The organism is Cetobacterium sp. 2A, from assembly GCF_014250685.1.
In the GTDB taxonomy this organism is placed as follows: Bacteria; Fusobacteriota; Fusobacteriia; order Fusobacteriales; family Fusobacteriaceae; genus Cetobacterium.
On sequence record NZ_JACFAJ010000006.1, the window covers coordinates 828,663 to 850,492 of the forward strand.

General features: G+C 31.5%; 24 protein-coding genes. All 24 read left to right on the top strand.

The window, feature by feature from the left end:
- The first annotated feature begins 56 nt into the window (after positions 1-56).
- A complete protein-coding gene (gene lepB, locus H3N56_RS07945) occupies positions 57-983 on the top strand; it encodes a signal peptidase I (protein ID WP_185880662.1) in 927 nt (308 codons plus the stop codon).
- Between the two features lie 9 nt (positions 984-992).
- A complete protein-coding gene (rimI, locus tag H3N56_RS07950; protein ID WP_221893448.1) occupies positions 993-1,421 on the top strand; it encodes a ribosomal protein S18-alanine N-acetyltransferase in 429 nt (142 codons plus the stop codon).
- A gap of 27 nt (positions 1,422-1,448) precedes the next feature.
- On the top strand, positions 1,449-2,882 hold the full coding sequence (purB, locus tag H3N56_RS07955) for an adenylosuccinate lyase (RefSeq protein WP_185880663.1): 1,434 nt from the start codon (positions 1,449-1,451) through the stop codon (positions 2,880-2,882).
- Between the two features lie 2 nt (positions 2,883-2,884).
- Complete coding sequence (locus tag H3N56_RS07960; RefSeq protein ID WP_185880664.1) at positions 2,885-3,400, top strand: Gx transporter family protein; 516 nt, start codon at positions 2,885-2,887, stop codon at positions 3,398-3,400.
- The gene (glmM, locus tag H3N56_RS07965; protein WP_185880665.1) at positions 3,397-4,755 is read left to right on the top strand and encodes a phosphoglucosamine mutase; all 1,359 of its coding nucleotides are present in this window, start codon (positions 3,397-3,399) and stop codon (positions 4,753-4,755) included. Before H3N56_RS07960 ends, glmM begins: the two co-directional genes overlap by 4 nt.
- Before the next feature lie 21 nt (positions 4,756-4,776).
- Positions 4,777-5,484, top strand: coding sequence for a class I SAM-dependent methyltransferase (locus tag H3N56_RS07970; RefSeq protein ID WP_185880666.1), 708 nt, complete (start codon positions 4,777-4,779; stop codon positions 5,482-5,484).
- A gap of 35 nt (positions 5,485-5,519) precedes the next feature.
- Positions 5,520-5,735, top strand: a complete 216-nt coding sequence (locus tag H3N56_RS07975; protein ID WP_185880667.1) for an AtpZ/AtpI family protein — start codon at positions 5,520-5,522, stop codon at positions 5,733-5,735.
- Between the two features lie 9 nt (positions 5,736-5,744).
- Positions 5,745-6,119 carry an ATPase gene (locus H3N56_RS07980; protein ID WP_185880668.1) on the top strand — a complete coding sequence of 125 codons (375 nt, stop codon included), beginning with the start codon at positions 5,745-5,747 and terminating at the stop codon, positions 6,117-6,119.
- A 24-nt stretch (positions 6,120-6,143) separates the two neighbouring features.
- On the top strand, positions 6,144-6,971 hold the full coding sequence (gene atpB / locus H3N56_RS07985; protein WP_185880669.1) for a F0F1 ATP synthase subunit A: 828 nt from the start codon (positions 6,144-6,146) through the stop codon (positions 6,969-6,971).
- Between the two features lie 22 nt (positions 6,972-6,993).
- Complete coding sequence (gene atpE / locus H3N56_RS07990; RefSeq protein ID WP_185880670.1) at positions 6,994-7,263, top strand: ATP synthase F0 subunit C; 270 nt, start codon at positions 6,994-6,996, stop codon at positions 7,261-7,263.
- Between the two features lie 50 nt (positions 7,264-7,313).
- Complete coding sequence (gene atpF, locus H3N56_RS07995) at positions 7,314-7,820, top strand: F0F1 ATP synthase subunit B (protein ID WP_185880671.1); 507 nt, start codon at positions 7,314-7,316, stop codon at positions 7,818-7,820.
- Complete coding sequence (gene atpH, locus H3N56_RS08000) at positions 7,817-8,341, top strand: ATP synthase F1 subunit delta (protein ID WP_185880672.1); 525 nt, start codon at positions 7,817-7,819, stop codon at positions 8,339-8,341. Before atpF ends, atpH begins: the two co-directional genes overlap by 4 nt.
- Positions 8,342-8,372: 31 nt before the next feature.
- Entirely contained in the window at positions 8,373-9,875 is a 1,503-nt protein-coding gene (gene atpA, locus H3N56_RS08005) for a F0F1 ATP synthase subunit alpha (protein WP_185880673.1), read from the top strand.
- Between the two features lie 14 nt (positions 9,876-9,889).
- A complete protein-coding gene (gene atpG / locus H3N56_RS08010) occupies positions 9,890-10,741 on the top strand; it encodes an ATP synthase F1 subunit gamma (protein WP_185880674.1) in 852 nt (283 codons plus the stop codon).
- Positions 10,742-10,759: 18 nt separating this feature from the next.
- Positions 10,760-12,163, top strand: coding sequence for a F0F1 ATP synthase subunit beta (atpD, locus tag H3N56_RS08015; protein WP_185880675.1), 1,404 nt, complete (start codon positions 10,760-10,762; stop codon positions 12,161-12,163).
- A gap of 1 nt (position 12,164) precedes the next feature.
- Positions 12,165-12,569 carry an ATP synthase F1 subunit epsilon gene (gene atpC, locus H3N56_RS08020; RefSeq protein WP_185880676.1) on the top strand — a complete coding sequence of 135 codons (405 nt, stop codon included), beginning with the start codon at positions 12,165-12,167 and terminating at the stop codon, positions 12,567-12,569.
- Positions 12,570-12,628: 59 nt separating this feature from the next.
- Complete coding sequence (gene coaE, locus H3N56_RS08025) at positions 12,629-13,228, top strand: dephospho-CoA kinase (RefSeq protein WP_185880677.1); 600 nt, start codon at positions 12,629-12,631, stop codon at positions 13,226-13,228.
- Entirely contained in the window at positions 13,197-15,350 is a 2,154-nt protein-coding gene (locus H3N56_RS08030; protein WP_185880678.1) for a U32 family peptidase, read from the top strand. The genes coaE and H3N56_RS08030 overlap by 32 nt, the downstream gene beginning before the upstream one ends.
- Before the next feature lies 1 nt (position 15,351).
- Positions 15,352-15,849: a phosphatidylglycerophosphatase A gene (locus H3N56_RS08035; protein ID WP_185880679.1), complete on the top strand. Its 498-nt coding sequence runs from the start codon at positions 15,352-15,354 to the stop codon at positions 15,847-15,849.
- 16 nt (positions 15,850-15,865) lie between these two features.
- A complete protein-coding gene (locus H3N56_RS08040; protein WP_185880680.1) occupies positions 15,866-16,456 on the top strand; it encodes a CinA family protein in 591 nt (196 codons plus the stop codon).
- On the top strand, positions 16,425-16,973 hold the full coding sequence (locus H3N56_RS08045) for a helix-turn-helix domain-containing protein (RefSeq protein WP_185880681.1): 549 nt from the start codon (positions 16,425-16,427) through the stop codon (positions 16,971-16,973). Before H3N56_RS08040 ends, H3N56_RS08045 begins: the two co-directional genes overlap by 32 nt.
- A gap of 39 nt (positions 16,974-17,012) precedes the next feature.
- Positions 17,013-19,526 (top strand): DegV family EDD domain-containing protein, encoded by a 2,514-nt coding sequence (locus H3N56_RS08050; protein WP_185880682.1) that lies wholly within the window; start codon positions 17,013-17,015, stop codon positions 19,524-19,526.
- A gap of 65 nt (positions 19,527-19,591) precedes the next feature.
- Positions 19,592-20,521, top strand: a complete 930-nt coding sequence (locus H3N56_RS13530; protein ID WP_185880683.1) for a PTS sugar transporter subunit IIA — start codon at positions 19,592-19,594, stop codon at positions 20,519-20,521.
- A 26-nt stretch (positions 20,522-20,547) separates the two neighbouring features.
- Positions 20,548-21,828, top strand: coding sequence for an ArsB/NhaD family transporter (locus H3N56_RS08060; RefSeq protein WP_185880684.1), 1,281 nt, complete (start codon positions 20,548-20,550; stop codon positions 21,826-21,828).
- Positions 21,829-21,830: the final 2 nt, after the last annotated feature.

A 21,830-nucleotide genomic window follows, 5' to 3' on the forward strand; every position in this document is an offset into this window, starting at 1 on the left:
TTTTTTCATTTTTTTATGTTAGAATAATTGTAAAATGTTACTTAAAGGAGAACTAAATGTCTAGAGAAAACTTCATTTTTAATACAATTTTTTATGTTATTTTAACAAGTTTTTTTATATACATATTTGTTAGAGAAAAGTATTTAGTTGCAAAAATAAAAATTTACAAAGATAGATTTTCTGAATGGTTAATAAAAAAATTAAAGGTAGAGGGAAAAACTTTATCGAATGTAATTAGAAAGACAGTGAACTTTGTAGAAAGCATAGGAACTGCGTTGATTTTAGTATTGATTATTCAAAAATTTTATTTAGGAAACTTTCTTGTTCCGACAGGTTCTATGATTCCAACTATAATTCCAAAAGATAGACTCTTTGGAAATATGGTAATCTACAAATTCAAAGAACCTAAAAGAGAAGATATAATAGTTTTCCAAGAACCAATTCAAAATAAAGTTTTATATACAAAAAGAGCTATGGGTCTTCCAGGTGAAGAAGTTAATATAAAATATGGTTATCTTTATATCAATGGAAATAAAATAGCAGAAAGACATTATTCAGATTTAGGTGCAATTGGAAATGATGTTTGGACTGTTCCTAAAAAAGGGGATACAGTTGAAATAGTTCCAGGACTAAATTATTCGGATAAATTTAAAGAAAAATCTATAGATATAGCAGAAGTTCAAAAGTATCTATTAGAAAACCCAGGGTCAGTATCAGAAGTTCTTCCAGATGTTGAATTTATTTTAAATGGAAAGAAGACAGGAATGATTTTAGATTTAATACATAATAAAGAGAATTTAGATAAAATTATCAAAGGTGAAAAAGTAACTGTAGTCCTAGATGAAGATTACTACATGGCTTTAGGAGATAATACTGACGGTAGTTACGATTCGAGAATGTGGGGATTTGTAAAAGATAGTAGAATACAAGGAAAAGCATTCTTTAGATTTTGGCCTTTAAACAGAATAGGACTTTTAGATTAGGTGATAAAATTGATAGAAAGATTAAAAAAAGATGAAAATCTTTTGAATTTAGTTGAGCTAGAAAATGAAATTTTTTTAAAAAGTTCATACACATTGGAACAACTAAAAGATATGATTTTAGACGATAATTATATTATATATATATATAAATTAGAGGAAGAAATAGTTGGATATTTAATTCTCCATGACAGTTTCGATGTTTATGAAATAATGAAGATAGGTACAAAAAATTCTTCAAGAGGTCTGGGGATAGGTAGAAATCTCATATCGAAATATTTGGATGAATATAATAAAGATTTATTTTTAGAGGTTAGAGAAAGCAACTTGGTTGCTAGAAATTTTTATAAAAAACTAAATTTTAAAGAAGTGGGAATTAGAAAAAAATATTATTCCGACAATGATGAAAGTGCAATACTGATGTTACTAGAAAGAAAATAAATATATATGAAGGAGAAAGAAAAGATTATGAACAAAGATATTTATTCTAACCCCTTAGCAGAAAGATACAGCTCAAAGGAGATGCTAGAAACATTTTCACCGAAAAATAAGTTTTCAACTTGGAGAAAGCTTTGGTATGCTTTAGCAGAATCAGAAAAAGAATTAGGACTAGATATAACAGATGAACAATTAGCTGAAATGAAAGCTCATATATTTAATATTGATTATGAACTAGCTGCTAAAAGAGAAAAAGAAGTAAGACATGATGTAATGGCTCATGTACATACATTTGGAACAATAGCGCCAAAAGCTATGCCAATTATCCACCTTGGTGCTACAAGTGCTTACGTTGGAGATAACACAGACTTAATACAAATTAAAGAAGCTTTAGATATTACAAAGAAAAAACTAATAAATGTTATAGATGAAATGGCAAAATTCGCAATGGAGCATAAAAATCTTCCTACATTAGGATTTACTCATTTCCAAGCAGCTCAGTTAACTACTGTTGGAAAAAGAACTACACTATGGATTCAAAGTTTATTACTTGATTTAGAAGAGCTTGAATTTAGACAAGATACTCTAAGATTTAGAGGAGTAAAAGGAACAACTGGAACTCAAGCTAGTTTCCAAGAGTTATTCAATGGAGACTTCAAAAAAGTAAAGAAATTAGATGAAATGGTAGCTCAAAAGATGGGATTCAATAAGAGCTTCTTAGTTACAGGACAAACTTATGATAGAAAAGTAGATTCTGAAGTAATGAACTTACTTTCAAATATAGCTCAATCAGCTCATAAATTTACAAATGATTTAAGATTACTTCAACATTTAAAAGAGTTAGAAGAACCATTTGAAAAAAATCAAATTGGATCATCTGCTATGGCATATAAAAGAAATCCAATGAGAAGTGAAAGAATTTCATCTCTTTCAAAATTTGTAATCGCACTACAACAAAGTACTGCTATGACAGCTGCAACACAGTGGTTTGAAAGAACACTAGATGATTCAGCAAACAAGAGATTATCTTTACCTCAAGCTTTCTTAGCAATTGATGCTATTTTAATAATATGGAAAAATGTTATGAATGGATTAGTAGTTTATCCTAAAATGATAGAAAAACATATTATGGCTGAACTTCCATTTATGGCTACAGAGTACATAATAATGGAAGGTGTAAAAAATGGTGGAGACAGACAAGAACTTCATGAGCAAATAAGACTTCACTCTATGGAAGCTGGAAAAAAAGTAAAAGTTGAAGGATTAGAAAATGATTTAATAGATAGAATCATACAAGATCCATACTTTAAAATGGATAGAGTTAGACTTCTAGAAATACTAGATCCAAAAAACTTCATAGGATTTGCTCCTGAGCAAACTGAGGATTTTATAACTACAGAAGTTCAACCTATTTTAGATAAATATTCAGAGCTTTTAGGAATGGAAGCAGAGCTTAAGGTTTAATTATGAAGTCTAAAAGAAGAGAGATTTATTTAACAGCTCTTGTTTTAATGGCTTTATATTTATCATTGGCGGAATCACTTATACCTAAACCATTTCCGTGGATGAAATTAGGACTTGCAAATATAGCAACAATAGTTGCTATTGAGAAGTTCGATGCAAAAATGGGATTAGAAGTATTTTTTCTAAGAGTTTTAATTCAGGGGATAATGTTAGGAACTTTATTTACTCCTAGTTTTATAATTAGTTTAACTTCGGGTGGGATTAGTACTCTTTTAATAATTTTAATCTATAAATTTAGAAAACAATTATCACTATTAGCTATATCTGCTATGGGAGCTTTTTTTCATAACTCTATGCAATTAATAGTAGTATATTTCCTTTTATTCAGAAATATAAGTATCAATAGTAAATCTATTCTTATGTTTGTATGGGGTTTTTTACTAATGGGATGTATTTCTGGAATAGTAACTGGTTTCATAGCTGAAAGATTAAACTTAAGAAGGGGTTGTTTGGAATGAGAAAATATTTTGGAACAGATGGGATAAGAGGAGAGGCAAACAAGGAACTGACAGTAGAACTGGCATTAAAACTTGGTTACGCTCTAGGTTATTATTTGAGAAAAAAAAATCCAGATAAGAAAAAAATAAGAGTTATAATGGGATCAGATACAAGAATTTCAGGATATATGTTAAGATCAGCACTGATGGCTGGTCTAACATCTGTCGGAGTAGATATAGATTTCGTTGGTGTTTTACCAACTCCAGGTGTAGCTTACCTTACTCAAAATAGTGACGCAGTTGCTGGAATCATGATATCAGCATCTCATAATCCTGCAAAGGATAATGGAATAAAGATATTTGCAGCAAATGGTTATAAACTTCCAGATGAAGTAGAACTTGAGTTAGAGTATATCATGGATAACTACCAAGATATGGATAAAGAAATAGTTCCAGGAGATAAAGTTGGAAAGTTTAAATATGCTGACGATGAGTACTATACTTATAGAGATCATTTACTTTCAGTTGTAGATGGAGATTTTTCTGGAATGAAGATAATCGTTGATGCAGCTAATGGTTCAGCTTATAGAATTGCTAAGAGTGTATTTTTAGCTTTAGGTGCAGAAGTTGTAATTATAAATGATGCTCCAAATGGAACAAATATAAATGTAAAATGTGGATCAACTCATCCAGAAATACTTTCAAAAGTTGTTATTGGTTATGATGCTGATTTAGGTCTTGCATATGATGGAGATGCTGATAGATTAATTGCTGTTGATAGATATGGAAAAATTATAGATGGAGATAAAATTATTGCTACTTTAGCACTTCAAATGAGAAAAAGAGGAGAGCTAAAAGATAATAAAGTAGTTACTACAATAATGAGTAATATGGGATTTGAAAATTACTTAAATGAGAACGGAATTACTCTAGTTAGAGCAAATGTTGGAGATAGATATGTTCTTGAGAAGATGAACGAGCATGGTCTTAACTTAGGTGGAGAGCAATCAGGTCATATAATATTATTAGAGCATGGAACTACTGGAGACGGAGTTTTAACTTCATTAAAACTTGTGGAGGCTATTAGAGATAGTGGGAAACAACTTCATGAATTAGTTTCTGAAATGAAGGATTGGCCACAAATTTTAAAAAATATAAAGGTTGATAATATCAAAAAAAACAATTGGAACAAAAATCAAACTATAGTTGATTTTATATCTACTAAAGAAAAAGAGATGGAAGGGCTTGGAAGAGTTCTTGTTAGAACTTCTGGAACAGAACCAATTATAAGAGTTATGGTAGAAGGTAAAGATAGTGATCTTGTTGAAAAAGTTGTAGAAGAAATCTCTAAATTAGTAGAAAAAGAATTAGCTTAGTAATGCAGTTTAGGAGAAAAAATGTATAATAATTTTGCAAAAATATACGATAAATTCATGAAAAATTGCAACTATGATGAGTGGGTTGAATACATAAAAACTCTGATAGATGAATCTGGTTGTGAGGGAAAAAAATTGTTAGATTTAGGTTGTGGAACTGGAGAAACTCTTGTTAGATTGAAAAGTGATTTTCAGTGTTCAGGGCTAGATTTATCAAAAGAGATGTTAGAAATTGCTTATAAAAAACTTAAAAATAAAGGCGTACAGCTTTTTATGGGAGATATGAGGGAATTCGATACGGGAGAGAAGTATGATATAATAATTTCTCTTTTTGATACTGTAAATCATCTCACATCTCAAGAAGATTTAAGAGATTTATTTATAAGTATAAAAAAATCTTTAAATCCAGGAGGAATTTATATATTTGATGTCGTAGACAGAAAATTTATGGATGAAATGTTTCCGGGTGGAATTTTTTATGATGAAAGAAAAGATATGACGATAATTTGGGAGCATAGTGTAGAAGATGACATTGATTACGTAGATGCCACTTATTTTGTCCAAAATAGAACAGAAAACTATGAAAAATTTAAAGAAACGTACGAAAAAAAAATATTTTCTCACGAAAATATCGAGAAAGAAGTAAAAGAAATAGAAATGAACTTGTTATCAGTTAATAAAAATGATAAAATAGCTGGAGAAAGATTTTTCTATGTATTAAGCGTATAAAAGCTTAAAAAATTTTTTTTTAAAAAATTGGGAGCGTGATAAAATTGTTTTTTAATAAGGAATTTTTTCACTATTTTTCTCTTCTAGGATTTTTAGGATTTCTCATTACAGGAAATATATTAATCTTTGTAGCTATGTATAAATTATTTGAAAAATATTTTTTTAAAAGTGATATATTATTTATAATTTTCATATGTATAGGAGTTTTTAGTGGATTTTATAATGCATATAAAACTATTATGAAGAAATAGGATGGAGATATGGATAATATAAAAAAAGTATTTAGAAGAGGTGTAATAACCTCAGTCGTAATACTAGTGTATGGAATTTTATCAAGCAATCAGTTAATATATATAGGAATGTTTATAGGTTCGTTACTCTCACTCCTTGGTTTTTACATGATTTGTTTAGATGTGAAGTCTAGTGTGATGTCTTCCTCTCCTTTTAAAGTAGGAGTAATTGGATATTTGAAAAGATACCTAATATATGGAGTTTTTTTAGGAACAGCAACGTATTTTTATGGACTACCTATGTTAATAAGTGGACTCATAGGATTATTGAATGTGAAGTTTAATATTTTACTAATGACCCTATTTGACAATATAAGAAAGCTTAAAATTAAGTATTTAAACTAAGAAAGAAAGGAGGAGAGACTGCCTATGAGAATAACAGGAATTGAATTTTTTACACCACCTTTAGTAGAGGGACCTGCAATATCATTCTTTGTTCCACTACCTGAATTTTTACACCAAATGCCTTTTGCAATGCAAATAGCTGATGGTAAATATGGATTACCTGTTAGTATAACAGTAATCAGTACTTGGTTCGTTTTATTATTACTTGCTGTATTGTTTAAACTAGGAACTAAAAAACTAGAAGTTGTACCAACATCTAGGTGGCAAGCCTTAGTAGAAGAACTTTATGGATTTTTACATGGGATAATATCACAAATGTTAGGAAGCTGGTGGAAGAAGTATTTTTCATTTATTTCAACACTATTCTTCTTTATACTAACATCTAACTTGTTGTTGTTTATACCAATTCCTTGGGGTTCAATGAATAATGGAATTTTAACAATAAGCCCAGCATTTAGAACACCGACGGCGGATTTAAATACCACAGTTGGATTGGCTATGTTAACAACAATTGTTTTCCTAGGTACAAGCATAAAGTTAAATGGACTATTAGGATATTTTAAAGGGTTATTTGAACCACTTCCGATTATGTTTCCAATAAACGTAGTTGGAGAATTAGCAAAACCTACAAATATATCTATACGTTTGTTTGGTAATATGTTTGCAGGATCAGTAATCATGGGGCTTATTTATAAAGCGGCTCCAGCAGTAATTCCAGCACCGTTACATTTATATTTCGATATATTTAGTGGTGTTGTACAAAGTTTTGTATTTATAATGTTAACTATGGTTTATATTCAAGGATCACTTGGAGATAGCCAGTACCCAGACGAAGAAAAACTAAAAATTTAATTTAAAATATGGAGGTAAAAAAATGGATTTAATGTTAGCAAAAACTATAGTATTAGCAGCATCAGCAGTTGGAGCAGGTTGTGCAATGATAGCTGGTTTAGGACCAGGAATTGGACAAGGATATGCAGCAGGTAAAGCAGTAGAAGCTGTAGCAAGACAACCAGAAGCAAAGGGAGATATTATATCTACAATGGTACTAGGACAAGCAATCGCCGAGTCAACTGGTATCTACTCTCTAGTTATCGCTTTAATACTATTATACGCAAACCCATTCGTTGGATTATTAGGATAGTAAGAATAAAAAAACAAAAAAATACTATCTAGAGGAAGGAGGTAGAACACTTGGCACCAACAAATATGCCTGCAGTATCGATTGATATAAACATGTTTTGGCAAATAATAAACTTCTTCATTTTAGTACTTATATTTAATAAGTATTTTAAAAAACCAATTACTAAAGTGCTTGATGCTAGAAAAGCAAAAATTTCTGAGCAAATTAATCAAGCGGAAGCAGATAAAGTTTTAGCTTCAAAAGCTAAAAAAGAGGCTGAAGAAATGCTTAAGGCTGCCAAAGCTCAAGCTAACCAAATCGTTCAGACTGCAGAAAAGAAAGCTGATGAAAGAAAAGAAGAGATTCTTGGTGAATCTACTGCTCAAAGAGATAAGATGCTAAAGTCAGCAGAATTTGAAATTCATAAAATGAAAGAATCTGCTAAGAAGGAACTTGAAGTTGAGATGAACGGACTGGCTGTACAATTAGCTGAAAAGATAATAAAAGCCAACTTAGACTCTCAAACAGAAGCTGCCCTAGCTGACAAATTTATAGATGAGGTAGGGGAAGTAAGATGATAGGAAATCAGATTGGAAAAAGATATGCTAAAGCAATATACGCAGTAGCAGAAGATGAAAATTTAGTTAAACCTATTTATGAAATACTAAACTCAATAATGGAACTGTACAAGAGTGACACTGATTTCAGAAACTTTATTACACACCCATTACTGAAAGTTGAGCAAAAAGAAGACGCTTTAAGAAAGCTTTTTCCAGAAGCTCCAACTTTAGTTTTAAATGTTCCTTTCTATTTATTGGAAAAAGGAAGAATAGAAGAAATAAAGGAGATTGTAGCAGAATTTGTGAAAATAGATTATGCTAGAAATCAAATTTTAGATGTAGAAGCGACTTTTGCAGTTGCTCTTACTGAAGAACAAAAAGAAAGATTAATTAAAAAACTTGAAAATAAAACAGGAAAACAAATAAAACTAGTAGTTAATGTTGATAAAGGCCTAATTGGTGGGGGACTCATCAAAATAGGTGATGAAATAACTGACGGAAGTATCCGTAGACAGTTAGATAATTTAGCACATAAATAAAAACTACTTGAAAAGCAGGAGGTGTAATCAGTTGAAAATCAGACCAGAAGAAGTAAGTAAGATAATCAAAAGTGAGATCGAGAACTACAAAAAGAGTCTTGATGTCAAAACTTCAGGTTCTGTATTAGAAGTGGGAGACGGTATCTCTAGAATATACGGACTTAGCAGTGCTAAGGCTGGAGAGCTTATAGAGTTTCCTAACGGAATAACAGGAATGGTTCTAAACCTTGAAGAGGATAATGTTGGAGCGGTTATACTTGGTGACTACTCAAAAATAAAAGAGGGTGACGAAGTAAGAGCAACTGGAAGAATAGCTTCAGTTCCAGCAGGAGAAAATCTTTTAGGTAGAGTTGTAAATGCTTTAGGAGAGCCAATTGATGGAAAAGGTGAAATTAAAGCAGAAACTTACATGGAAGTTGAAAGAAAGGCATCTGGAATCATTTCTAGAAAGCCAGTTTCTGAGCCTCTACAGACAGGAATCAAGTCAATAGACGGAATGGTACCTATCGGAAGAGGACAAAGAGAACTTATAATTGGAGATAGACAAACAGGTAAAACTGCAGTTGCTATAGATGCAATCCTTAACCAAAAAGGTACAGGAGTAAAATGTATATATGTTGCAATTGGACAAAAAAGATCGACTGTTGCACAAATCGTTAAGAGATTAGAAGATGCTGGAGCTATGGAATATACTATAGTTGTAGCAGCAACAGCTTCTGAGTCAGCTCCATTACAATACTTAGCACCTTATTCAGGAGTTGCTATGGGTGAGTACTTCATGGATAAAGGAGAGGCAGTTTTAATAGTTTATGATGATTTATCTAAACATGCGGTTGCATATAGAGAAATGTCATTACTACTAAAAAGACCACCTGGAAGAGAAGCATATCCAGGAGACGTATTCTACCTTCACTCAAGACTTCTTGAGAGAGCGGCAAAACTTTCTGATTCATTAGGAGGAGGTTCAATTACTGCACTTCCAATCATTGAAACTCAAGCAGGAGACGTATCTGCATATATTCCAACAAACGTAATCTCTATTACGGATGGACAAATATTCCTAGATGCACAACTGTTTAACTCAGGATTTAGACCAGCTATCAATGCAGGAATATCTGTATCGAGAGTTGGAGGATCTGCTCAAATTAAAGCTATGAAACAAGTTGCTGCAAAAGTTAAATTAGAATTAGCACAATATGCTGAATTATTAACATTTGCTCAGTTTGGTTCAGATTTAGATAAAGCTACAAAAGCTCAGCTTGAAAGAGGACATAGAATTATGGAAATCCTTAAGCAAGCTCAGTACAATCCATTCCCTGTTCAAGAGCAGGTTGTATCATTCTTTATGGTAATCAATGGATTCTTAGATGACGTAGCTCTAGATCAAGTTAGAAGATTTGAAAAAGAACTATTAACAGAACTTAGAAACAGTACAACTGTTTTAGATGAAATAAAAGAAAAGAAAGCTCTAGATAAAGATCTTGAAGCTAAAATAAAGGAAGCTATTGTAGCTTTCAAAAAGAATTTTAATTAAAGAGAGGTGAGATCATGGCTGGAACTAGAGAAATAAAAAATAGAATTAAAAGTGTTCAGTCTACTCACCAAATTACTAAGGCCATGGAAATTGTTTCTACTACAAAATTTAAGAAATTTTCTAGTATTGTGTCTCAAGCAAGACCTTACGCTAAAAGCTTAGAGAATATTCTCAACAATATAGCTGCAGGTGTAAAGAATGAAAAGCATCCTCTTTTTGATGGAAAAGAGGATGTTAAGAGAATTGGAATAATCGTAATGACTTCAGATAGAGGTCTAGCAGGAAGTTTCAATAACAATACATTAAAAGAATTAGAAAAATTGATTAAATTAAATAGTGGAAAAGAGGTCTCTGTAATAGCTGTAGGAAAGAAAGCTAGAGAGTATTGTGCAAAAAGATTGTACGATATAAAAGCTGTATACATGCAACTTATTCCTGAAACTATGTATGACAAAGCCAGAGAAATAAGTGAAAACATAGTAGAATACTACTATGAGGATATCTTCGATGAAGTTTATGTAATTTATAATAAATTCATATCTGCATTAAGAAGTGACCTTACAGTTAAAAAATTAATCCCGATAGCAAGAACTGAGTCTACAGAAAGCAAAGCTTATATATTTGAGCCAAGTCCTGAGGCCATTCTTTCAGCACTTTTACCAAAGTATCTGAATATCGAGATTTACCAAGCTTTACTTGAAAATACAGCGAGTGAGCATTCTGCTAGAAAAAATGCAATGCAAAGTGCAACTGACAATGCTGAGGAAATGATCAAAGGATTAACACTTGAGTACAATAGATTAAGACAAGCTTCTATCACTCAAGAAATTTCTGAAATTGTTAGTGGAGCATCGGCTCAAAACTAATAACATAAGGAGGCAATAGTGGAAAACAAAGGAATTCTTACACAAATAATAGGTCCCGTTGTTGACGTAACTTTTAGTGATAGATTGCCTGAAATTTACAATGCCCTAAAAGTTAAGCAAGGGAACGAAACTGAGTTAGTTCTTGAAGTTCAACAGCATTTAGGAAATAACGTTGTAAGAACGATAGCAATGGACGCTACAGAGGGTCTACAAAGAGGATTAGAAGTAATAGATACAGGTGCTCCAATAACAGTTCCAGTAGGAAAAGCTGTTCTTGGAAGAATACTTAATGTTCTAGGACAACCAGTTGATGAAGCTGGTCCAGTAGTAACAGACGAGTACCTTGGAATACATAGAGATGCTCCAAGCTTTGAAGAGCAAGGAACAGAAGTTGAAATATTTGAAACAGGAATAAAGGTAATCGATCTTTTAGCACCTTACATTAAGGGAGGAAAGATAGGACTATTTGGAGGAGCTGGAGTAGGTAAAACAGTTCTAATAATGGAGCTTATCAACAACATCGCTAAAGGTCATGGTGGATTATCAGTATTCGCCGGAGTAGGAGAAAGAACAAGAGAAGGAAGAGACTTATTTGATGAAATGACTGAATCAGGAGTTATATCAAAAACATCTCTAGTTTACGGACAAATGAATGAGCCGCCTGGAGCAAGACTTAGAGTTGCGATGACAGGACTTACAATTGCAGAAAACTTTAGAGATAAAGAAGGGCAAGACGTACTTCTATTCGTAGATAACATATTCAGATTTACACAAGCTGGAGCAGAGGTTTCTGCCCTATTAGGAAGAACACCTTCAGCAGTTGGATACCAACCAACACTTGCTTCAGACATGGGTAAATTACAAGAGAGAATTACATCTACAAAATCTGGATCAATCACTTCAGTTCAAGCTGTTTATGTACCAGCCGATGACTTAACTGACCCAGCTCCAGCAACAACTTTCTCTCACCTTGATGCAACAACAGTTCTTTCAAGAAGAATAGCATCTCTTGGAATCTATCCTGCGGTAGATCCACTTGATTCAACATCTAAAGCTCTAGATCCTTCAATAGTTGGAAATGAGCATTATAATGTTGCTAGACAAGTTCAAGAAATTCTTCAAAGATATAAGGAACTTCAAGATATCATCGCTATCCTTGGTATGGATGAGCTTTCTGATGAGGATAAACTAATTGTTTCAAGAGCTAGAAAGATGGAGAGATTCTTCTCTCAACCATTTGCCGTTGCTGAGCAGTTTACAGGAATGGAAGGTAAGTATGTTTCAGTTAAAGAAACAATAAGAGGATTCAAAGAAATCATCGAAGGAAAATATGATGAACTTCCAGAGCAAGCATTCCTTTATGTAGGAACAATAGAGGAGGCAGTAGCTAAGGGAAGAGACCTTATGAAGGGAGCTGAATAATATGGCTAGCTTTATACTAGAGGTTGTAACACCCTTAAAAAAAGTTCTTGAACAGGAAGCTGAATTTTTATTAATCAGAACAACAGAAGGAGATTTAGGAGTACTTCCTAATCACTCACCTTTCGTTGCTGAGTTAGCTACTGGAGAAATGAAAATAGAGTCAAAAGGAGTGGAGAATTTCTTCTACATTTCTGGAGGATTTATGGAAATTTCTAACAATAGAGTTATAATCCTAGCTGATGAAGCTATGGATGTTAAGGATATTGATTTAGAATTAGCTAGAAAAGAAGCTAGAATAGTTCAAGAAAAACTTGAAAAAATAAATGAGGATAGAGAATTTGCTCTAACTCAAAAAACTTTAAGTCAGGCTCTTGCTAAAGTAAGAATAGCAGAGAAAAATTTATAAGAACTATCAATGAGACTCTAAACTTGATTTAGAGTCTCATTTTTTAAGGAGATAATAATATGATTATTGGTCTTACAGGCGGAATAGGAAGTGGAAAATCTACAGTAAGTAAAATTTTAAAAAATTGTGGAATTGAAATAGTCGATGCAGATATTATTGCCAAAGAGATATTTAAATCAGAGAATATCCAGAAAGAAATTTTAGAGAAATTAGGAGAAACTGATAGAAAAAAATTAAAAGAGATGGTATTTAATAATCCTTTGAAATTAGAATTGTTAAATAAAATAATACATCCTAAACTTATAGAGCAATTGGAACAAATAAAGAAAAATAAAAACAAAAATCAAATATTAATATTTGATGTCCCCTTATTATTTGAAACTGGAATAGACAATTTATGTGATAAAACAATTGTAGTTGATATAGAACTTGAAAAACAAATTGATAGAATAATGAAAAGAGATAATATAGAAAAAGAATTAGCTGAAAAAATTATTAAAAGTCAGATGTCTATTGAGGAAAAAATCAAGAGAGCTGACGTGGTGATTGAAAATAATGGAACCTTGGACGATTTAGAGAAAAAGGTCTTGAATATATATATAAAATTAAAAGAAGAGGAGAAAAGTAATGAATATAATAGCTCCAGCAGGAAATTTTGAGAGATTCTACGCTGCTATAAAAGCAGGTGCAGATGAGATTTATATGGGAATAAAGGGATTTGGTGCAAGAAGAAATGCAGATAACTTCACTTTAACAGAATATAAAGAAGCGATAGATTACGCACATGAGAGAGGAACAAAGGTTTTATTAACACTTAACACAGTTATGATGGATAATGAAATCGAAGCGTTATACATGAATTTAAAAGCCTTGTATGAGCACGGATTAGACGCTGTTATAGTACAAGATATGGGATTTTTTAAATTTGTAAAAGAAAATTTTCCGAATCTTGAAATACATGGAAGTACACAGATGACTGTTGCTAACTATGTAGAAGCAAATTATTTAAAGAGTATAGGATTTTCAAGAGTAGTTCTTCCAAGAGAGATGAGCTATGAAGAGATAAAATCAATTAGAGAAAAGACAGATATAGAACTTGAGATATTTGTTTCTGGATCAATTTGTATATCATATTCAGGAAACTGTTATATGAGTAGTTTTATAGGTGGAAGAAGTGGAAATAGAGGAATGTGTGCTCAGCCATGCAGAAAAACATATAAAACAGAAGACGGAGAAGAGGGATATCTTCTTAGTCCAAAAGATCAATTCTTAGGATTTGAAGAAGTTCAAAAGTTAAAAGAGATTGGTGTTGAGAGTATAAAGTTAGAGGGAAGAATGAAAGACCCAAACTATGTATTTGAAACAGTAAGTTATTATAAATCTCTTATAGCTGGAGTTGATAAAGAGGAGAGAACATCATCTTTATTTAATAGAGGATATGCAAAGGGATACTTTAGTGAAAATAGAGATGATCTTATGAACAGTAACTATGCATCTAGTTTAGGGAAAAATATAGGTATTGTATTCGGAAAAGAGTTAGAATTAGAAGATAGAGTTGTATTAGGTGATGGTATTTTATATCTTTCAAAAGATTTTGAAAAATTAGGTGGAGGATATATAAATAAGATAGAGATAAAAGGAAAAAATGGATTTTCTAAAGAAGCAAATGTTGGAGACACAATAATATTACTTCAACCTCCAAAAGGTGCAAAATATGTCTTTAAAAGTTATGCTAAAGAGGTAAATGATGATGTTGAGTCTTCAATGAAAAAAGCAGATAAACTTTTAGATATAGATATGAAATTTGAAGCTAGAGTTGGAAAAAAAGCTAAATTAGAGATTACGGCTATAAATAATAGAAATGAAAAAGTTGTGATAGACATTGAAACTGAAAATAATATAGAGCTAGCACAGAAGAAATCTACAACTGAAGAAGTTGTAAAAGAAAAGCTATCAGAAAATGGAGATACAACATTCTGGGCTAAAGATATTCAAGTGACATTGGATGAAAACTGTTTCATTCCATTATCAGTTATAAAATCTTTAAAAAGAGAAGGAACAGAAAAATTAAAAATTAAATTGATTGAAAGCTATAAGAGAGTAGCCCCAACAAAGCAATTTATACTAACTTCAAAAGAAATAATAGTTAAAGATCCGATTTTCTCAGCTATAGTTTCTAACAAAGAGCAAGAGGAAGTTTTAAGAGAACTAGGAATAAAGAAAATATATCAAAAAGGATATGATGTTGCAAGAGAAGGAAATCTTAATGAAATAGATTTAAGTAGTAAACTGGCAACAAATTTATACCAAATTTTAGAAAATAATAACAGTGTGGTTACTTTAGGCTGGAATTTAAATATTACAAATAGATATGCTCTATACCAACTAGAAACTATTAAAAACTTAGATACAGTGATTTTATCTCCAGAGCTAAGTTATAATAGAATAAAAGAAATTGGAGAAACAAGAGTAAAAAAAGCAATACTTGGTTATAGTAGACCTAGAGGAATGTATATAGAGTTACCATTATTTAAGAATAAATGTGAAGTAATTGAAAATGAGCAGGGAGATAAATTTACAGCCATTCAAAATGAGTTAGGAAATACAGAGATTTACCTAGCTAAACCATTAAACATATTAAATGACAGAAAATATCTGAGCGAAATTGGAATCAGTGAAATAGTTATGGAATTTACATTTGAAAATGCAGAAGAGATAAAGGAAGTAGTAGAGAGATTGGGAGTTTATGAAGCTTACAACTATGAAAAAGGAGTGTTTTAAGATGAATAGAAGATTAGTAAAAAACTTAGCAACAGTTTTTGGACTAGGAGATCTTCCAGTAGCACCTGGAACATTTGGAACCCTTGGAGGAATACCAATATTTATTGGATTGACTCTTTTAAGAAAAATATTTCCAAATAATATGATGTATAATTCATTTTATTTTATGTTTTTAATGACATTTTTTGCTCTAGCGGTTTATGTGTCAGATATAGCAGAAAAAGAAATTTATAAAGAAAAAGATCCTCAAAATGTCGTTATCGATGAGGTATTAGGATATTTAACAACTCTATTTTTGATAAATCCGGTTGGATTATTTCAGAACATAGTGGCTATGACTTTAGCATTTATTTTGTTTAGGATATTTGATATAACAAAAATAGGTCCTATATATAAATCTCAATTTATTGGTCATGGAATTGGAGTTGTATTAGATGATTTTTTAGCTGGAATAATATCAAACTTCATATTAGTTTGTATTTGGACAATATTTTTCTAGAGAGGAGATGTACTAAATGGAAACTCTGGATAAAAACAGGGTAGAAAAAATACCCGAAAAGATATATAATAGAGAAAGCGATAATATATTAGAAAAAAATAGTGACCGTCTTGCGGGCATAGTAATTAAACTATTAAAACAATTAAATTATAAGATATCAGTTACAGAATCTTGTACTGGAGGACTTTTGTCTAGTCGAATTATTGATATTCCTGGGGCTTCTGAGGTATTCAAAGAGGGGATAATTGCATATAGCAACGAATCTAAAATATCTAGACTCAAAGTAAGAAAAGAAACTCTTAATATGTATGGAGCAGTAAGCGAAGAGGTAGCAAAAGAAATGGTTCTAAGTTTTGATACTGAGGTTTCCATATCTACTACAGGAATAGCAGGTCCAGACGGTGGTACACAATATAAGCCTGTGGGACTTGTTTATATTGGTATTAAAATAAAAGATGAGGTATTTATTCTGAAAGAGGTATTCAAAGGGGATAGAAAGAAGATTAGAGAAAAGGCTGTTCTTCACGCTCTATTCAAACTTAGTAAAATATTAGAAAGGGATGTGATGAGAAGCGATGAGTATAGGGGAGAGAATAAAGAAAAGTAGAAATGAAAAAGGATTATCTTTAAGAGAGTTAGCTACTAGAGTTGAGTTGTCGGCAAGTTTTCTTTCTCAGATTGAGCAAGGAAAGGCATCTCCTTCAATAGAGAATTTAAAGAAAATCGCAAATTGCTTAGATGTAAGAGTTAGTTATCTTATAGAAGATGAAGAAGTTAAAAAAAATTCTGATTTAATGAGAAGAGAAGAGAGAAAATATGTAGAGAGTATCGATTCAAATACTAAGATAGCTCTTCTAACATCATCAAATATAGAGAAAAATATGGAGCCAATTCTTTATGAGATTGGTCCAGGAGGAGAGAGCGGAAGAAATTTCTATACACATCCTGGAGAAGAGTTTATTTTTATAGTAGAAGGAAGTCTAGATATTTATATTGAGGATGCTGTCCACTCTTTAAGAGAAGGTGACAGTTTTTACTTTAAATCTAGTCAAAGACATAGATTTAAAAATAACACTGATAGACTAACAAAAGCTATATGGATAGTAACTCCTCCAACATTCTAAAAAATTTCTAAAGCACCAAACCCATATATGGAGGAAAAAATGAAAATAGAAGTAAGAGTTTTAAACTCTACAAGATTAATAAAGCTGTTAATAGCAGCAAGTAGATGGTTATCAAAGTATTCAGATGTACTGAATGATTTAAACGTGTATCCTGTTCCAGATGGTGATACAGGAACAAATATGTCAATGACTTTACAAGCTGTTGAAAATCAACTGATTAAATTAAATCATGAGCCTGATATGGAAGAACTTTGTGATATAGTTTCAGAAGCTATATTATTAGGAGCTAGAGGAAATTCAGGGACAATACTTTCTCAAATTATCCAAGGATTCCTAGATGGAGTAAATGGAAGAGAAGAAGTAACTGTTGATGATGTAAAAGTTGCTTTTAGACTGGCAAAAGAAAAGGCATATAAGGCTGTAACAGAACCAGTTGAAGGAACAATGTTAACTGTAATTAGAAGAGTTGCAGAAGAAGCTGCCATTTATAATGGGCCAACAGATGATTTTATTCCATTCTTAGGATATTTAAAAAATGTTGCTTATGACGCAGTTCAAGAAACTCCAAATCAATTAATTAAATTAAAAGAAGCTGGAGTTGTAGATGCTGGTGGACAAGGAATATTCTATATTTTAGAAGGATTTGAAAAGTCTATAACAGATCCAGAGATGTTACAAGATCTAGAAAGAATTGTAAAATCTCAGGCTCACAGAAAAGAAAGATTAGAAAATACAGGACATGTATTTGAAGATATAAAATTTAAATACTGTACAGAGTTTGTAATTGAAGCCGGAAATGTTGATTTAGATAGCTATAAAGAGAAAATTATACAATATGGAGATTCAGTTGTTTGTGCTCAAACTTCTAAGAAAGTAAAAACTCATATCCATACAAATAATCCTGGATTAGTTTTAGAAATAGCAGGACAAATAGGAAATCTTAGTAATATAAAGATTGATAATATGGAAATTCAACATAAAAATCTTCTTTTAGTTGAAGAGGATCACTATAAGACTGAACATAAAAATAAAGTGTTAGTTAGAAATGAAAATAGTCAACCTACTGCATATTTAGCAATAGTAGACAATCTAGAGATTGGAAATCTGTTTTTAGATAGCGGAGCAACTGCAGTTTTAGTTGGAGGACAAACTCAAAATCCAAGTGTAGCAGATATAGAAGAGGGATTATCTAAAATAAAAGCTAATAAAATTGTAATTTTACCTAACAATAAGAATATAATTTCTTCAGCTAAACTAGCAGCAGAAAGATCACAAAAAGAGGTAATAGTTTTAGAAACTAAAACTATGCTAGAGGGTCATTATGTTGTTAAGAATAAAGATTTTGGAATGGAAACTATAGCAGAGCAACTTGGACTTAACATATCTGTAGAGATAACAAGAGCTGTTAGAAATACAAAAGTGGATGATTTAGAGATCGAAGAGGGCGACTATATAGCTCTTGTTAATGGTAAGATAAAAGAAAAAGCAAAAGATTTAGAAACTATTATTGAAAATGTATATAGAAATTATGTTACTTCAGAAACACTTAATATATTTACTTGTATAGGAAAAGGCGCAACTGAGTCTGGAAACAGAGCTCTAAAAGCTATTAAATCTCAAGTTAGATATAAGGAGTTTATAGGAGGACAAGATAATTATCCTTACTATATATATATATCAAATAGAAATCCATCTTTACCTGAAATCGCAATAGTTACCGATTCTACTTCAGATTTAACTCCTGATATGATAAAAGATTTAGGAATAGATATAATTCCTTTAAAAATAAAATTAGCAGGAGATACATACTATAGAGATGGAGTTGACATAAGCAAGTCAGAATTCTGGCAAAGATTATTAAGAGATAAAGTTATACCAAAAACATCTCAACCATCTCCAGCCGAATTTAAAGAGCTATATGAAAAGCTATTTGAAAGAGGTTATAAGAAAATAATTTCAATTCATATTTCAAGTAAACTTAGTGGAACTCAGCAAGCAGCAAGAGTTGCAAAAGGAATGCTAAATAGAGATGACGATATAGCAATCATAGATTCAAAGGCAGTTACTTTTGCACTTGGACATCAAGTTTTAGAAGCTGCTAGAATGGTAAAAAATGGAAGCAGTTTTGAAGAAGTAATTGAATGGATTGAAGAAGTTAAAAATAAAATGAAAGTCTATTTTGTAGTGAAAGAATTAACATTCTTAGAAAAAGGTGGAAGAATTGGAAGGGCATCTTCTGTAATTGGAGGACTTTTCAAAGTAAAACCTGTTCTAAAGCTAGAAGATGGGGAAGTTTCTATAGAGACAAAAGCTTTTGGAGATAGAGGAGCTATGGCTTATATGGAGAAACTAATTAAGAGTGAAAAAGGAACAATTATAATGTATACTGGTTGGGGTGGAACTAGTGATGAGCTAGCTGCTGCAGATCAGATGAAAAATATTGCTGAAAAGAATAAAAAAGTTGATTTTAGAGGAAGATTTGAAATAGGATCTACTATAGGTTCTCATAGTGGTCCAGTTTATGGAATGGGAATACTTCATAAGATAAGATAAAAAATGGGGCTAATCCAAAGGGGTTAGCCTTATGTATTTTTATAAAATAAGGAGTGTGGAATATAGTGAAACTTTCAAGTTATTTATATCCAGAATTAATAGCAATGGACTTAAAAGGAGACACAAAAGAGGAGTTAATCAAAAATCTAATTAAGTATGTAGGAGAAAAAGATTTTAAAGTAAAAGAAAGGTATCAAGAAATTGAAGAAGCAGTGCTGAAAAGAGAAAGAGAAATATCTACCGCTATAGGTCATGGGATTGCAATTCCCCATGCAAGGATAGATGGATTTGATGAATTCATAGTTACGATAGGGTTGGTAAAACATCCAGTAGAGGCTCAAGTAGCTGGGACAGCTGAAAAAGATGATATTCAATTAATGATACTTATTATATCTGATGTTTTAAAAAATAAAAATATCTTAAAGGTAATGTCTGCATTTTCAAAGATAGCTTTAAGAAATCCAAAACTTTTACAACAATTAAAAGCAGCTACTACTCCAAATGAGCTAATAAAGCTTATTGATGAGGCAAATATAGAATTAGATCACAAAATAACTGCTGAAGATATTTTAAGTCCAGATATAATTCCAGCATATCCTAAAAATACTCTGGAAGAAATTGCTAAAAGACTTATTTTAGAAACAAAAACGGGACTTCCTGTTGTGGATGAAAAAGGATCTTTCTTAGGAGAGATAACAGAAAGAGAACTTATTCAGTTTGGAATGCCAAAATATGTCTCGATATTAAATGACTTGAATTTCTTAACTGTAGGAGAACCATTTGAGGAATATCTTTTAAAAGAGAAAATAGCTACGATAGAAGATATATACAGAAAAAAATCAGAAATAATAACAGTGGATAGAAAAACACCTATAATGGAAATATGTTTCTTAATGGTAAATAAAGGAGTTACAAGAATATATGTAATTGAAAATGGCATGTACCGTGGAGTCATTCAAAGATCAGATATAATTAAAAAAGTACTTCATATATAGAGAACCAAAAGGAGAGTGACGACCATATGCTACAAATGGTATTGGGATTGACAATTTTTATAGTTGTATTCTATTTAATAATCAGTGAGAGAGTTCCAGGTGCTTGGGCAACCATGATAGGTGGATTGGCAATGGCAATGACAGGAATAATAAACCAAGAGCAAGCTTTAGAAGCTGTTTCTGGAAGATTAGAAATTTTATTTTTATTGATTGGTATGATGATAATAGTTCATATGATTTCAGAAACTGGAGTATTTCAGTGGTTTGCGATAAAGGTGGCTCAAGTTGTAAGAGGAGAACCTTTTAGACTTATAGTTCTATTAGCTGTTGTTACAGCTCTATGTTCTGCGTTCTTAGATAACGTTACTACAATATTGCTAATGGCGCCAGTATCAATACTTCTAGCTAATCAATTGAAGCTAGATCCATTTCCATTTATAATAACTGAAGTTATGGCTGCAAATATTGGAGGACTAGCTACTTTAATAGGAGATCCAACTCAGCTTATTATCGGTTACGAAGGAAAATTAACATTTATTGAATTCTTAGTTAACACAGCACCGGTTTCGGTTATAGCTATGATAATTTTAATCGTAAATGTATATTTCATGTATGGAAAAGATATGAAGGTATCAAGGGAATTAAAAGCTAGAATTATGGAACTTGATGCTAGTAGAACAATGAAAGATAAAAAACTTCTAAAAGAAGCAGGGGTTATATTTATTTTAGTTATTCTTGGATTCTTATTAAATAATGTTATAGATAAAGGACTAGCTATGATTGCTCTAACAGGAGCTATAACATTAGTTATTATTGATAAAAGAAAACCTGAAGATGTTTTAGGACACGTTGAATGGGATACACTTTTCTTCTTTATAGGATTATTTATGTTAGTAAAGGGAATAGATGCAACTCACCTTATAAATATTTTAGGTGACAAATTAGCTCAAGTTACCGCAGGAAACTTTGCTTTTGCTGCAATTGGAATAACTTGGATATCAGCACTATTTACTTCTATAATTGGAAATGTTGCCAATGCGGCTACTTTCTCTAAAATAGTTCAAGTAATGTCACCATCATTCGAACATCTAGGAAATACTCAAGCATTCTGGTGGGCATTATCATTTGGATCATTACTTGGTGGAAATATAACAATACTAGGGTCAGCAACAAACGTCGTAGCAGTTGGTGCAGCGGCAAAAGCTGGTTGTAAAATAGATTTCATGAAATTCTTTAAATTTGGTTCACTAATAGCTGTTCAAACATTGATAGCTGCTAGTATATATTTATACATTAAGTTTCTATAATA

What these genes read in the sequence shown, in the direction of transcription:
- lepB (WP_185880662.1), top strand. Translation starts at nt 57, where the DNA reads ATGTCTAGAGAAAACTTCATTTTTAATACAATTTTTTATGTTATTTTA.
- purB (WP_185880663.1), top strand. Translation starts at nt 1,449, where the DNA reads ATGAACAAAGATATTTATTCTAACCCCTTAGCAGAAAGATACAGCTCA.
- H3N56_RS07960 (WP_185880664.1), top strand. Translation starts at nt 2,885, where the DNA reads ATGAAGTCTAAAAGAAGAGAGATTTATTTAACAGCTCTTGTTTTAATG.
- glmM (WP_185880665.1), top strand. Translation starts at nt 3,397, where the DNA reads ATGAGAAAATATTTTGGAACAGATGGGATAAGAGGAGAGGCAAACAAG.
- H3N56_RS07970 (WP_185880666.1), top strand. Translation starts at nt 4,777, where the DNA reads ATGTATAATAATTTTGCAAAAATATACGATAAATTCATGAAAAATTGC.
- H3N56_RS07980 (WP_185880668.1), top strand. Translation starts at nt 5,745, where the DNA reads ATGGATAATATAAAAAAAGTATTTAGAAGAGGTGTAATAACCTCAGTC.
- atpB (WP_185880669.1), top strand. Translation starts at nt 6,144, where the DNA reads ATGAGAATAACAGGAATTGAATTTTTTACACCACCTTTAGTAGAGGGA.
- atpE (WP_185880670.1), top strand. Translation starts at nt 6,994, where the DNA reads ATGGATTTAATGTTAGCAAAAACTATAGTATTAGCAGCATCAGCAGTT.
- atpH (WP_185880672.1), top strand. Translation starts at nt 7,817, where the DNA reads ATGATAGGAAATCAGATTGGAAAAAGATATGCTAAAGCAATATACGCA.
- atpG (WP_185880674.1), top strand. Translation starts at nt 9,890, where the DNA reads ATGGCTGGAACTAGAGAAATAAAAAATAGAATTAAAAGTGTTCAGTCT.
- atpC (WP_185880676.1), top strand. Translation starts at nt 12,165, where the DNA reads ATGGCTAGCTTTATACTAGAGGTTGTAACACCCTTAAAAAAAGTTCTT.
- coaE (WP_185880677.1), top strand. Translation starts at nt 12,629, where the DNA reads ATGATTATTGGTCTTACAGGCGGAATAGGAAGTGGAAAATCTACAGTA.
- H3N56_RS08030 (WP_185880678.1), top strand. Translation starts at nt 13,197, where the DNA reads ATGAATATAATAGCTCCAGCAGGAAATTTTGAGAGATTCTACGCTGCT.
- H3N56_RS08035 (WP_185880679.1), top strand. Translation starts at nt 15,352, where the DNA reads ATGAATAGAAGATTAGTAAAAAACTTAGCAACAGTTTTTGGACTAGGA.
- H3N56_RS08040 (WP_185880680.1), top strand. Translation starts at nt 15,866, where the DNA reads ATGGAAACTCTGGATAAAAACAGGGTAGAAAAAATACCCGAAAAGATA.
- H3N56_RS08045 (WP_185880681.1), top strand. Translation starts at nt 16,425, where the DNA reads ATGAGTATAGGGGAGAGAATAAAGAAAAGTAGAAATGAAAAAGGATTA.
- H3N56_RS08050 (WP_185880682.1), top strand. Translation starts at nt 17,013, where the DNA reads ATGAAAATAGAAGTAAGAGTTTTAAACTCTACAAGATTAATAAAGCTG.
- H3N56_RS08060 (WP_185880684.1), top strand. Translation starts at nt 20,548, where the DNA reads ATGCTACAAATGGTATTGGGATTGACAATTTTTATAGTTGTATTCTAT.